Source organism: Kitasatospora sp. MY 5-36 (assembly GCF_001182915.1).
Lineage (GTDB): Bacteria > Actinomycetota > Actinomycetes > Streptomycetales > Streptomycetaceae > Kitasatospora.
In genome coordinates this window covers 1-11,584 of the sequence record NZ_LFVW01000380.1, presented here as the reverse complement: position 1 = coordinate 11,584, position 11,584 = coordinate 1, and the positions used below count along the sequence as shown (strand labels likewise).

General features: G+C 74.7%; 12 protein-coding genes. 9 read left to right on the top strand and 3 right to left on the bottom strand.

Annotated features, from left to right (window positions below; translation table 11 throughout):
• On the bottom strand, positions 1 to 304 hold a 304-nt coding region (locus AE652_RS23295), incomplete at its 3' end, for an ATP-binding cassette domain-containing protein (RefSeq protein ID WP_049654611.1).
• A 258-nt stretch (positions 305 to 562) separates the two neighbouring features.
• Between AE652_RS23295 and AE652_RS23290 the strand changes: the two genes are divergently transcribed.
• Positions 563 to 1,477, top strand: coding sequence for a RimK family alpha-L-glutamate ligase (locus AE652_RS23290; protein WP_049654607.1), 915 nt, complete (start codon positions 563 to 565; stop codon positions 1,475 to 1,477).
• Between the two features lie 108 nt (positions 1,478 to 1,585).
• Here the strand turns inward: AE652_RS23290 and AE652_RS23285 are convergent, their stop codons facing one another.
• Complete coding sequence (locus AE652_RS23285) at positions 1,586 to 2,920, bottom strand: NAD(P)/FAD-dependent oxidoreductase (RefSeq protein WP_049654604.1); 1,335 nt, start codon at positions 2,918 to 2,920, stop codon at positions 1,586 to 1,588.
• Positions 2,921 to 3,393: 473 nt separating this feature from the next.
• Here AE652_RS23285 and AE652_RS23280 point away from each other — a divergent pair, with 473 nt between their 5' ends.
• From AE652_RS23280 to AE652_RS46530, 4 genes are all read left to right on the top strand, one after another.
• A complete protein-coding gene (locus tag AE652_RS23280; protein ID WP_049654602.1) occupies positions 3,394 to 4,557 on the top strand; it encodes a magnesium and cobalt transport protein CorA in 1,164 nt (387 codons plus the stop codon).
• Between the two features lie 426 nt (positions 4,558 to 4,983).
• Positions 4,984 to 5,844 (top strand): SDR family NAD(P)-dependent oxidoreductase, encoded by an 861-nt coding sequence (locus AE652_RS23275; RefSeq protein ID WP_369808322.1) that lies wholly within the window; start codon positions 4,984 to 4,986, stop codon positions 5,842 to 5,844.
• Positions 5,845 to 6,180: 336 nt separating this feature from the next.
• Positions 6,181 to 7,746, top strand: a complete 1,566-nt coding sequence (locus AE652_RS23270; protein WP_159028533.1) for a hypothetical protein — start codon at positions 6,181 to 6,183, stop codon at positions 7,744 to 7,746.
• A 133-nt stretch (positions 7,747 to 7,879) separates the two neighbouring features.
• Positions 7,880 to 8,041: a hypothetical protein gene (locus AE652_RS46530; protein WP_158077757.1), complete on the top strand. Its 162-nt coding sequence runs from the start codon at positions 7,880 to 7,882 to the stop codon at positions 8,039 to 8,041.
• Positions 8,042 to 8,059: 18 nt separating this feature from the next.
• Here the strand turns inward: AE652_RS46530 and AE652_RS23265 are convergent, their stop codons facing one another.
• The gene (locus AE652_RS23265) at positions 8,060 to 8,416 is read right to left on the bottom strand and encodes a hypothetical protein (protein ID WP_053112212.1); all 357 of its coding nucleotides are present in this window, start codon (positions 8,414 to 8,416) and stop codon (positions 8,060 to 8,062) included.
• Positions 8,417 to 8,540: 124 nt separating this feature from the next.
• Between AE652_RS23265 and AE652_RS23260 the strand changes: the two genes are divergently transcribed.
• The 4 genes from AE652_RS23260 (at position 8,541) to AE652_RS23245 (ending at position 11,412) form a co-directional block, all read left to right on the top strand.
• Entirely contained in the window at positions 8,541 to 9,137 is a 597-nt protein-coding gene (locus AE652_RS23260; protein WP_049654612.1) for a helix-turn-helix domain-containing protein, read from the top strand.
• 62 nt (positions 9,138 to 9,199) lie between these two features.
• Positions 9,200 to 10,213 carry a signal peptidase I gene (lepB, locus tag AE652_RS23255; RefSeq protein WP_082345913.1) on the top strand — a complete coding sequence of 338 codons (1,014 nt, stop codon included), beginning with the start codon at positions 9,200 to 9,202 and terminating at the stop codon, positions 10,211 to 10,213.
• Positions 10,214 to 10,435: 222 nt separating this feature from the next.
• Complete coding sequence (locus AE652_RS23250; RefSeq protein ID WP_049654597.1) at positions 10,436 to 10,657, top strand: hypothetical protein; 222 nt, start codon at positions 10,436 to 10,438, stop codon at positions 10,655 to 10,657.
• A gap of 95 nt (positions 10,658 to 10,752) precedes the next feature.
• Positions 10,753 to 11,412 carry a zinc ribbon domain-containing protein gene (locus AE652_RS23245; RefSeq protein ID WP_049654596.1) on the top strand — a complete coding sequence of 220 codons (660 nt, stop codon included), beginning with the start codon at positions 10,753 to 10,755 and terminating at the stop codon, positions 11,410 to 11,412.
• The last annotated feature ends 172 nt before the right edge of the window (positions 11,413 to 11,584 follow it).

Below are 11,584 nucleotides of genomic sequence, written 5' to 3'. Positions count from 1 at the left end.
CCTCGGCGGCGCGTACGGCGCGGACGGCGGCGTCCAGGCCGCGGGCGGACAGGACGCGGTCGGTGACGGTGGCCGACGGGTCGGCGGCGCGGGAGTCCTGCGGGAGGTAGCCGACGGCCCCGGTCCGGGTGACCGTGCCGGCGGCGGGCGCGAGCTGCCCGGCCAGGGTGGCGAGCAGGGTGGTCTTGCCGGCGCCGTTGCGGCCGACCAGGCCGATCCGGTCGCCGGGGGCGATGTGCAGGGTGACGTCGGACAGCAGCAGGCGGGCGCCGACGCGCACGTCGACACCACGGGTGGTGATCATGGGATAACGCTCCGAAAAAGCTTGCGGACACACGGGTGGCGTGGAAGTGGGTCCGCGAGCTAGGAGATTCGGGGCGTAGACATGTCGGGCAGGCTAGCGGGCGGGCGGAGCGGGCGCATCCGAATTAACCGGGCGACGAAGCGGACGGCTCGGAGTGGGGCGGCACGGTTGCGGATACCCGGTTTCGGCCACCCCGCCGGGCCGGTGGCGCACGAGGCCGCCTTGTCGTGATCACGCCGCACTCGCTTGCATGTCCGCATGCCCCGACGCGATCTCGTACTCCTGACCGATCACAGCTCGACCGAAGGCAGTCGGCAGGTGCTCGCCGCCGCCGCCCGGACGCTGACCGGCCGGGAACCCGTACAGCTGGACGCCCGGCACTTCCTGACCGGCGGCAGCGGCCAGATCGAGGCCGACGACGCGGGCGGGTTCCGACTGGAGGCGGGCGGCCGGACGGTGACCGCCGAGACGGTGATCGTCTACGAGATCCCGCCGCACCGGCGCCGCGCGTTCGAGGGCTTCCAGCGGCGGCTGCGCGGATTCGGCGCCCGCTCGCTCGGCACCGACGCCCAGGCGTGGCGGGCGGCCACCGAGAAGGACCTCACCGTCGCCCGCTTCGTCCGGGACGGCGTGCCGCACATGCCCAGCATCGCGCTCCGCGAGCCGAGCCCGGAGGCCGCCGCCGATGCCTTCGCGGAACTCGGCGGCGACGTCTGGGCCCGGCCCTGCGTCGGGATGGGCGGCGACGACGTCTTCCACGTCACGACCCGCGCCCAGCTCGACGCCGCCGCGCGGCACTACGCGCGGGCGCCCTGGCTGCTCGCCCGTGACGCCCGCAACATCCTCCCGGACGGGCGCCGCCACCAGTACCGGGTGGTGGTGCTGCACGGGCGCGTGGTCCGGGTGGTCGAGCACGTCCAGGCGGACCCGGACGCGCCCTGCAACGAGAGCCGGGGGGCCGTCTCCACCGTGCTCGACTACGCCGAACTGCCGGACGGGCTCGCGGAGTCGGCCGTCGCGGCGGCCGCCTCCCTGGGGCTCGACCTGGCCGGGGTGGACCTCGCGGCCGAGAGCGGCGGCGTGGTCTTCGAGGTCAACGTCCACCCCGCCTTCGGCCTGCGCGGCCTGGAACAGGTGGCGCTGCCGTACGTCGCCGCGCACCTCGGGGCGTAGCGCTCCGGAGCGCTACGCACCTCGGGATGCAGCGCTCCGGAGCGCCGCGCCGGCGCCGCGCCCCCTCACGCCCGGAGCGCCGCGCCGGCCCCTCGTTCCCGTGCCCCCTCAGGCCCGCAGGACCGCCGCGAGCACCGACGGCCGGAACAGCAGCGACGGCGGCTCCACCAGCGACATCACCTCGTGGAACGCCGCGGTGACCGCCGGGTCCCGGGTGCTGGCGGCCAGCACCTTGTCGAAGAACCGGTGCTGGAGCCCGACCAGGGCCCCGGAGGGCGCGCCGGCGGTGGCGCGGAAGCGGGCGTCCTCGGCGCAGGAGATCATCCACGGCACCGCGGAGGCCGCGGCGACGGCGCGCCGCGCGGCCCGGGCCGCGGCGTGCCCGATGCCGCCGTGCCGCTTCGCGGAGCGGCGCAGCTCCCGGGCGCAGAACAGGGCGACGGTGACGCCCTGCCCGTACACCGGGTTGAAGGTGCTCGCGGCGTCGCCGACCACCACCAGCCCGTCCGGGCCGCCGCGCTCGTAGTGCCGGCGCACGCCCGGGCCGGGGAGGAACCCCCGGACCTCGCCCGCCGGTTCGGCACCCTGCAGCACCTCGTGCAGGAGGGGGTCGCGCAGCTGCCCCAGGTGCTCGGTGAACCCCTCCGGGCCGGCCGCCGGTTCGGCGCCGCGCATCCCGGCGAGGCTGACGATCCAGCGGTCGCCCTCGACCGGCAGCAGGACGCCCATCCGCTGCGCGTCCGGGGCCTTGGTCTGGAGGTAGACCGCCTGGTCGCCGAGGTCGGACCCGGCCGGGCGGTGGAAGATCCGGGAGGCGTACGCGACGCCCGCGTCCACCCGCTCCTCGGGCACCGGCGGGCAGCCCAGTTCGGCCAGCCACTTGGGCACCGAGGTCGAGCGCCCGGCCGCGTCCACCACCAACTCGGCCGGTATCTCCCGGACCTCGCCGCGCTCCGGGCCGCGCTCGCGGACCTTCACCCCGGTCACCGCCGTCGCCGAGCCGAGCAGCCCGACCACGTCCGTCCCCTCCAGGAACTCGATCGCGGGGTGGGCGCGGACCCGGTCCAGCACGAACGCGTCGAGCAGCGGCCGGGTGCAGGAGAGGAAGGCCATCTGCGCCGGGTACTCGGCCAGCCACCCCGCGGAGCACAGCCACCTGACGTCCGAGGCGGCCACCCGCTGCGCGCCCGCGTCCATCAGCTGCTGCTTGATGCCGGGCATCATCTCGTCCAGCAGCCGGTGCCCGGCCTCCAGCATCAGGTGGGCGTGCCGGCCCTGCGGCACCCCGGCCCGGAACTCCGTCCCCGCCGGGTACCGGTCGCGCTCCACCACGACGATCCGCTCGGCGATCCCGCGCAGCGCCCAGGCGGCCGCCAGCCCCGCGAGTCCGCCGCCGACCACCACCGCAGTACCCCGCCCCGGGGCCTTCTTCGAAGAAGTCATGACACGTAGCGTAGTGGCGTGGTCGCCGATTCGTGACGGCTTCGCTGTGGACGAACAACCCCGCCCGGTGCGGCCGTTGAGAGGGCGCGGGGGCGGCGCCGGGCGCTCCGTGGAACACCGGTGCGGGCGGTGGACGCGTGCCCGGCCCGGGGCCCTGGTCGGAGGCCGGGGCGTACGGGTACTAGACTCGGCGGGGTTGTGCTGGCGCCCCTCCCGGTGCGTGAGCGCGCGGAGCCGAGGAGGTGAGAGCCGTGGAGTGCAGTAGTACGGGTCGAAGTCGGCCCCGCCCCCGGTTGTCCCGCACCACTCGCAGCCCCCGGCACACCTCCTCCCGTACGGCTCCCGCGCGGCACTGACCTCGTCCTCCCGGCGAGGCGCCGCCGGTCGCGCCGTGCGCGTGGCGGCCGGCCGGGCGCCTCCGGTCCGCCGTGTTCCCGTACGGCGGCCGGGCATCCCCCGTGGAGGTCTCCGCCATGTCCGACTGGCGTGTGCGCGCCGTGCGCGCGAGCAAGCGTCCGTTCTCCCGTTCCGTCGTCCGGCCCTCGGACACCCAGCCGGCGCCCGAGCACTCGATGGACCCGCGCCCCGACCAGCCCGTCGAACCGGTGACGCTGGAGCGTTCCGTCGTGGACGCGGCGGTCTACCGCGACGGCCGCCGGATAGACGCGCCCACCGACCTCGCCGACATCTACCGCACGCTGCCCGACCGGCCCGGCACGATGGCCTGGATCGGCCTGTTCCGCCCCGCCGAGGCGCAGCTGCTGGAGGCCGCCGACCGGTTCGACCTGCACGAGCTGGCCGTCGAGGACGCCATCGTCGCCCACCAGCGGCCGAAGCTGGAGCGCTACGGCGACACCCTGTTCGTCGTGCTGCGCGCCGCCCGCTACCTGGACGAGGCGGAGGAGGTCGACTTCGGCGAGATCCACCTCTTCGTCGGCCCCGACTTCGTGCTCACCGTCCGGCACTCCCAGGCCCCGGACCTGTCGGCGGTGCGCCGCCGCCTGGAGGACGACCCGGAGCTGCTGGCGCTCGGCCCCGAGGCGGTGCTGTACGCGGTGCTGGACGCCGTGGTGGACGGCTACGCGCCGGTGATCGCCGGCCTCCAGCACGACATCGACGAGATCGAGACCGAGGTGTTCGGGGGCGACCCGCAGGTCTCCCGCCGCATCTACGAGCTGTCCCGCGAGGTGATCGAGTTCCAGCGGGCCACCCGCCCGCTGCTGGAGATCATGAAGAGCCTGGAGGCGGGCTTCGGCAAGTACGGCACCGACGAGGAGCTCCAGCGCTACCTGCGCGACGTCGCCGACCACGCCACCTACGCCGCCGAGCGGGTGGACGGCTTCCGGCAGATGCTCCAGAACATCCTGACCGTCAACGCGACGCTGGTCTCGCAGCGGCAGAACGAGGAGATGAAGCAGCTCGCCGAGGCGGGGCACGTGCAGAACGACGAGATCAAGAAGATCTCCTCCTGGGCGGCCATCCTCTTCGCGCCGACCCTGATCGGCACGGTGTACGGGATGAACTTCGAGACGATGCCGGAGCTCCAGTGGGCCTTCGGCTACCCGTTCGCGATCGGGCTGATGGCACTGGTGTGCACCGGGCTGTACCTGGTGTTCAAGAAGCGGAACTGGCTGTAGGCCGGAGCTCCGGGCGCCCTGGGCCCCAGGGGCGGTGACCGCGCGGCGGGGCCGCGTCAGGGATTCGTCAGGGCGTCGGCGCGGCGCTTGCCCGGGTGGGGGAGCGTCGGTTGGATGAGGAGCATGAACCGCCCGGTACGCCATCACGACCGTCCGCCGCATAGGCGGCCGACGGTCCGCGCTGCCGTGGCCGTCATCGCCGTGCGCTGATCCGCGCCTCCCCGCCGGAGGGCACGGTGCGCGCCGTACCCCGTCCCGGCGCCGTCGCGGCGCGGGCGGGGGCGGGCGCGCGCGGGCCTCGTCCGGGGGCCGTCGCGATCCGTAGAAGGCGTTCGGCGTTCCTCTTCTCCTCATTCCATCGGGCCAGTTGAGCCCGCACCCCCGGTCCGGTCAGGGCCGGCGGTGCCACGCACCCTGGGAACGGTCATGTCCGACTCCGTCCTGTCCATCTCCGCCGTGTCCGAAATGTCCGGCACCGTGCTGTCCGGCCGCACCGCCCTGGTCACCGGGGCCTCCTCCGGGATCGGCTGGGAGACCGCCCGGCTGCTCGCCGGGCTGGGCGCGACCGTGCTGGTGCACGCCAGGACCGCCGCCGAGGCCGAGGCGGCCGTCGGGCGCCTGGTCGCCGCGGGCGCCCGGCGGGACCAACTCGTCGAACTGGCAGCCGACTTCACCCACCTCGCGGAGATCGCGGTGCTGGCCGGCACGGTCGTCAAGCACTACCCGGCGCTGGACCTGCTGGTGAACAACGCCGCGGCGATGGCACCCGAGCGCTGCACCCTCACCGAGGACGGCAACGAGGTCTCGCTCCAGGTCAACTTCCTGGCCGCGCACCTGCTGGCGCGGCTGCTGCGGGCGCCGCTCTCGGCGGCCGGCGACGCCCGGATCGTCAACGTCTCCTCCTCGCTGCACCGCACCGCCTCGATGAACTGGGCGGACCCGCACCGGACGAAGCGGTACTCGCGGGTCGCCGCGTACGCGCAGTCGCAGCTCGCGCTCACCATGGCGACCGCCGAGATGGCGCCGGCCGGCTCCGGCATCACCGCCGTCAGCCTCAACCCGGGCCAGTGCGCCACCGCGCTGCTGCCGCTGTACGGGCGTACGGGCGCGCCGGCCGCGGAGGGGGCGGCGGCCGTGGTCCGGCTCTGCCTGCCGGGCGTGGCGGTCGCCAACGGCGCCTACTACGACGGCGGTTCGGTCGCGCAGACGGCGCTGGTCGCCCAGGAGGAGCGTTCGTTGAAGCGGTTGGCGAGGCTCGCCGACCAGTTGGTCGGCCGGGCGGCCTGAACCGGGCCGACCCGACGTCCACGAGGAGGACCGCCGTGTCCGAGCGCGCCCGTAAGAAGAGGGCCCGTCGGAAGAAGACGGCGAACCGCGGCGGCAGGGCCGGCCAGGGCTGAGCCGCCCGGCCCTCGCTGGAGGGCGAGGACCGCCGGGCGCCGGGAGGGCGCGCCAAGAGCGCGTCAAGAACGGTGCCCGGCGGCGTCAAGGAGGTGTCAGGGAGCACCTCGTCGCCGGTGACGCGGCACTAGCGTCGCGCGGCGGAAGTGGAGAAACGGTTCTGTGCTTTGGTTCCGGCCGGGGCGTCGGCAGACCGTGCGACGGGGGAAGGGACGGGTGGTCATGACGACCTCCATGGAGCACCGGGCGAGCGCCCCGCGGGAGGACGACCCTGCCGGGGAGGGCCGCGCCGGGGAAGGCCGGGGCCGGGAGGAACGGGCCGAGGAGGGCCGAGCCGGGAAGGCGCCGGGCGCCCCGACCCGCCTGGGCCGGGCCGTCCGCAGGACGGGCAGCCGGGCCTACTGGACCACCCCGCGCCTGGTCCGCGGCCTCACCGCACTGAGCCTGGCCGCCCTGCTCGCCCTCGGCGCCACCGCCACCGCCGTGCTCGGCGGAGCCCGCGACGGCACCGACACCATCGGCCACCGGGCCGCCCCGCAGGCCACCCGCGCCGCCGACCTCTACTTCGCACTCAGCGACATGGACGCCCAGGCCGCCAACCTGCTGCTGGTCGGCGCCGACCCCGACTACACCGCGCTGCGCCGGCAGACCCTGGACGCCTACGAGCAGCGCCGCGCCCAGGCCGACGACGACCTCCAGCAGGCCGCCCAGGCCGCCGCCGACGATCCGGCCGGGCAGCGCGCCGTCCAACTGGTGCTCGGCCGACTGGGCGGCTACGAGGCCCTGGTGGCCCAGGCCCGGCTGCTGGAGGAGCAGGCCAAGGCGCCGGCCGGACAGCCCTCCCCGGCCGCCCTGGACACCTACCGGCAGGCCACCGACCTGCTGCGCCGACAGCTGCTGCCCGCCGCCGACCAGGTCACCGCCGCCAACGAGGCCACCGTCGAGCAGGTGTACTCCGGGCAGCGCCGGGCGCTCGGCGGCGGCTGGTGGTGGCTGCTCGCCGTCGGCCTGCTCGCGCTGGTCGCGCTGCTGGGCCTCCAGCGCGCCCTCGCCGTGCGCTACCGGCGGGTCCTCAGCCCGGCGTTGGCCGCCGTCACCGTGCTGACCGGCGTGGCGCTGGTGACCGCGCTCGCCCTGGCGGGCCGTGCGGACGACCGCCTGGTGACGGCCAAGAGCAACGCCTACGACTCGGTGATCGCGCTCAGCCGGGCCCGCGCCGTGGCGTACGACATGAACGCCGACGAGAGCCGCTACCTCACCGACCCGAGCCGCGCCGCCGCCTACGAGCAGGGCTTCCTCGACAAGGCGCAGGCGATCGTCCGCCTCGACGGGGCGGCACTGTCGGACTACGGCGCCCGGCTGGCCGACGCCGCCGCCCGGCACCGCGCGGACCGTACGGTGGTCCCCTTCGGCGGCTACCTGGGGAGCGAGCTGCACAACATCACCTTCGCGGGCGAGCAGGACGCCGCTGAGCGGGTGCTGGACGCCTTCCAGCAGTACCAGCGGACCGACCGCGGGATCCGCGAGCTGCGCGACGCCGGGAGGCTGAAGGAGGCGGTCACGCTCAACACCGGGCTGTCGAAGGGCCAGTCCGACTACGACTTCGGGCAGTTGGGCACCGCGATCGGGGACACCATCGCGATCAACGCGGGTGCGATGGACCGGGCGGTCGCCGCGACCGACGACGACCTCGACGGCACCACGGCGGCGCTGGCCGGCGGGGCGCTGCTGCTGGCGCTCGGCCTCACCGCGTTCGGGGTGCGGGCCAGGCTGCGCGAGTACCGGTAGCGGGCCGCGCTTCCCACCCCCCGTTGCTCACCGTTGCTCACTGCTCGGTGACAACTCGGCCTCGGTCCAAGGACGTTCGGTGCCGCCACGGGGTCGGCGGGGGAGTCTCCCCGGCGACGGGGAGGAGGCCCGGATGCGGGCGATCGCGGGGATGATGACGGCGGCCGTGGCGGCCGGGCTGCTGTTGGGCGGGGCGGTGGGCCTGGTGCTGTTCGTCGTCACGGACTGGTCCGAGCCGATCGTGCGGTCGCTGTACGAGCAGGGGCCGTTCTTCTGGTTCCTCGGCACGCCGTAGCTGTTCGGACCCGTGGGGCTAGCCGGGCAGCAGCCGCTGGTACTCGGCCTCCGGGTCCAGTTGGCGCCGGTACTCGACGTGCAGCCGGACGGTGCCGTCCGCTCCGGCCAGGCGGTCGAGCGGGCCCTGCCAGGCCGGCAGCGGGCGGGGCAGCGGCCACTGCTGGGCGAGGACGGCCAGCGGGGTGCCGTCGGCGGCGCGCACCACCCAGGTGGCGAGGCCGCCGCCGATCAGCGGGAGCCGGGGCCGGGGGAGCCCGAGGGCGGTGAGCGCCGCCGGGGCGTCCAGGCCGTCGGGGAGCGTGACGGTCCCGGCGTGCGGGGCGTCGGCGTCGTCGCCGGCCGCGACGCTGTCCCGGGTGAGGTGGATGCGCATGACGCGAGGATAGGCGTCGGGGCCGTGGACGCGCCCCGGGGGCGTGACCCGCAGGGGTGGCGGAGCGGTCCTCACCCGTGTGCCGGATTGACAACGGTCCTTGCCGTACTGGCAAATGGCAGGCATGGCCGACGAAGAGTTCGAGAACGTCCTCACCACGGTGGGCCCGCGGCTGCGGGCGCTGCGCAGGGAGCGCGGCACCACGCTCGCCAAACTGGCGGCCGCCACCGGCATTTCGCTCAGCACGCTGTCCCGGCTGGAGTCCGGGCAGCGCAAGCCGACGCTGGAGCTGCTACTGCCGCTGGCCCGGGAGTACCGGGTGCCGCTGGACGAACTGGTCGGCGCCCCGGCCACCGGAGACCCGCGGATCCACCCGCGCCCGGTGACCAGGAACGGCCAGACCATCGTCCCGCTCACCCGCCACCTGGGAGGCCTGCACGCCTACAAGCACATCGTGCCGCCCGGCCGGAACGCCGGGCCGGACCTGGAGCTGAAGGTCCACGAGGGGTACGAGTGGCTGTACGTGCTGTCCGGGCGGCTGCGGCTGGTGCTCGGCACCCACGACCTGGTGCTGGCGGCCGGTGAGGCCGCCGAGTTCGACACCCGCACCCCGCACGCCTTCGGCAACGCGGGCCCGCAGCCGGTGGAGTTCCTCAGCCTGTTCGGTCCGCAGGGCGAGCGCATCCACGTCAGGGCGCGGCCGGGAACCTCTGTTCGGTAGGTTCGTTCCTGACAGGGGGTCTTCCTACCGGCTCCCGCCAGGCCGTCGGAGGGGCCGAGGAAATGACTGTGCAGCAGAGCGCGGAGTCCGGCGAGAGCGGCGGAGCCGCGGAGCGCGAGGGGGCCGGGGACGGCCGGGCGGGGGCGGAGGCGGGTACGGGCACCGCGGTGGCGGAGGGGGCGGACGCGGTGAACGCGGGCGCCGACGCTCCCGGGAAGGCCGACGAGGAGGCCGAGCGCCCCCGGAAGAAGCGCCCGTTCTGGCAGGAGCTGCCGATCCTGCTGGTGATCGCGCTGCTGCTCTCGCTCGGCATCAAGACCTTCTTCGTGCAGGCCTTCTCCATCCCCTCCGGCTCGATGGAGCAGACCCTCGCGATCGGCGACCGGGTGCTGGTCGACAAGTTCACCCCGTGGTTCGGCGCCAAGCCCGAGCGCGGCGAGGTGGTGGTGTTCCGCGATCCGGGCGGCTGGCTGGAGGGCACGCCGGCGAGCTCCGGCGACTCCGTCATGGGCAGTGTCCAGAAGGTGCTCAGCACCGTCGGCCTGATGCCCTCGGCGGACGAGAAGGACCTGATCAAGCGGGTGATCGCGGTCGGTGGGGACACCGTCGACTGCGAGGCGGGCGCGCCGCTGAGGGTGAACGGCGTCGCGCTGGACGAGCCGTACCTGTTCCCCGGTGCGACGCCCTGCGACAACGACCCGGTGGGCACCGTCACCGTGCCCAAGGGCAAGCTGTGGGTGATGGGCGACCACCGCAACAACTCGCGGGACTCCCGCTGGCACCACAACGAGACCGGCGACGGCTTCGTGCCGGTGGACAACGTGGTCGGCCGGGCCTTCGTGGTCGCCTGGCCGCTGTCCGACTGGTCCACCCTGCCCGTCCCGGACACCTTCGACAAGGTGCCGGCCGGGGCGGCGGGTGCGGCCGGCGCGCCGTTCGAGGCGCCGCCGGCGCCGGAGGCCGCCGCGCTGGCCGGGATCGTGCCGCTGGCCCTGTGGCAGCGGCGGCGGTCGGCGCGCAGGTCGTCGGCGCGCACGCCGTCGGTGCAGGAGCCCTCGATGCGGAAGGACCGCTGAGGCCGGCTCGCCCCGGCACCCCGACCCGGCCGGTCCTCCGGCCGGGTCGATCGTCTTCGACGGAACTCCTCCCGCTGACCTCTACACGCCTGTAGAGTTCAGGAGGTGAGCTGCACCCCGGCCGTCGGCCGCCCCCGAGCGGGGCGTCCGGCGGCCGGGTCCGGGTCGGGAGACGGAGCCGTGATGGAGAGTCAGTGCAGTCCCGTGGGCGCCGTAGGTCCGGTGGGAACGGAACCGGCGGACCGGGGCGTCCAGTGGGTCTACCAGCCGGTCGAGGTGGACCTCGGGGGCGGCGCCTGGGCGCTCGGCCGGATCAGCGGGTGGTGGCAGGACGCGGCCGGGCAGCGCTGGTGCCGGCTGCGGATCGGCCGCAGCGGGCAGCCCGCGCGCTGGCAGCCGTTCGATCCGGCACGGGTGCTGCTGCTGCCGGTCACCGGGCTCTGATCGGGGACGGTCGAACGTTGTTGGCGGAACCGTTCGATGGGCCCTATCGTCCCTGGGAGCGACCGCTGACAGGCCATTGAGCGACCGGGGACGACGTGAGTTCGGAGATCTACTTCAGCAGCAACTACCGCGACATGTGCGAGCAGCACGGCACCGGCGCGGGCTTCCAGTTCGAGTTCTACTGCTACCGCTGCTCGGACACCTGGCGTTCGACGTTCGAACCGTTCCGGACCGGCCAGATGGCCGGCTGGATAGGCAAGGGCGTCAGTGCGGCCTGGAACCTGATCGGCGGCAACGCCAACACCATCAGCAACGCCGCCGACGGGCTGGCCGGGCAGACCTGGGGCACCTCGCGGGACGCCGCGTTCCAGCGGGCCATCACCAACGCCCAGTCCCACTTCAACCGTTGCGCCCGGTGCACCCAGTACACCTGCGGGCGCTGCTTCGACCCGGCCCAGGGCCTGTGCCACAACTGCGCCCCGGACACCGCGGCCGAGGCGGTGGCGGCGCAGCACCGCGGTCTCAACGACGCGGTCACCGAGCGCGCGTTCAAGGCCGGGCAGCAGTCCGGGGCCGGGTACGACGTCAGCACGCCGCGGCAGCTGGTCTGCCCGCAGTGCCACACCGAGACCCACGGCACGCCGTTCTGCCCGGGCTGCGGCTTCCGGCTGGCGCAGCCCGTCCAGTGCACGGGCTGCCGTCAGGACGTCCCGGACGGCGCCGCGTTCTGTCCGTCCTGCGGGACGAGGCGCTGACACCCCGTCGTACGGGGGGACCGCTGTGCGAGCGGGCCGGGCTCAGCCGTAGGAGAGATTGGCGCAGGGGTCGTCGTCGGCCGAGCGGGCGGCGCCGCTGATGCTGGTGGGCAGCGGGGCCGGTGCGCTGGCGCCGCCGGGGGCCGGCGTGGCGGGGCCCGCCGGGTTGGCG

What these genes read in the sequence shown, in the direction of transcription:
- AE652_RS23290 (WP_049654607.1), top strand. Translation starts at nt 563, where the DNA reads ATGCCCCGACGCGATCTCGTACTCCTGACCGATCACAGCTCGACCGAA.
- AE652_RS23285 (WP_049654604.1), bottom strand. Translation starts at nt 2,920, where the DNA reads ATGACTTCTTCGAAGAAGGCCCCGGGGCGGGGTACTGCGGTGGTGGTC.
- AE652_RS23280 (WP_049654602.1), top strand. Translation starts at nt 3,394, where the DNA reads ATGTCCGACTGGCGTGTGCGCGCCGTGCGCGCGAGCAAGCGTCCGTTC.
- AE652_RS23275 (WP_369808322.1), top strand. Translation starts at nt 4,984, where the DNA reads ATGTCCGACTCCGTCCTGTCCATCTCCGCCGTGTCCGAAATGTCCGGC.
- AE652_RS23270 (WP_159028533.1), top strand. Translation starts at nt 6,181, where the DNA reads ATGACGACCTCCATGGAGCACCGGGCGAGCGCCCCGCGGGAGGACGAC.
- AE652_RS46530 (WP_158077757.1), top strand. Translation starts at nt 7,880, where the DNA reads ATGCGGGCGATCGCGGGGATGATGACGGCGGCCGTGGCGGCCGGGCTG.
- AE652_RS23265 (WP_053112212.1), bottom strand. Translation starts at nt 8,416, where the DNA reads ATGCGCATCCACCTCACCCGGGACAGCGTCGCGGCCGGCGACGACGCC.
- AE652_RS23260 (WP_049654612.1), top strand. Translation starts at nt 8,541, where the DNA reads ATGGCCGACGAAGAGTTCGAGAACGTCCTCACCACGGTGGGCCCGCGG.
- lepB (WP_082345913.1), top strand. Translation starts at nt 9,200, where the DNA reads ATGACTGTGCAGCAGAGCGCGGAGTCCGGCGAGAGCGGCGGAGCCGCG.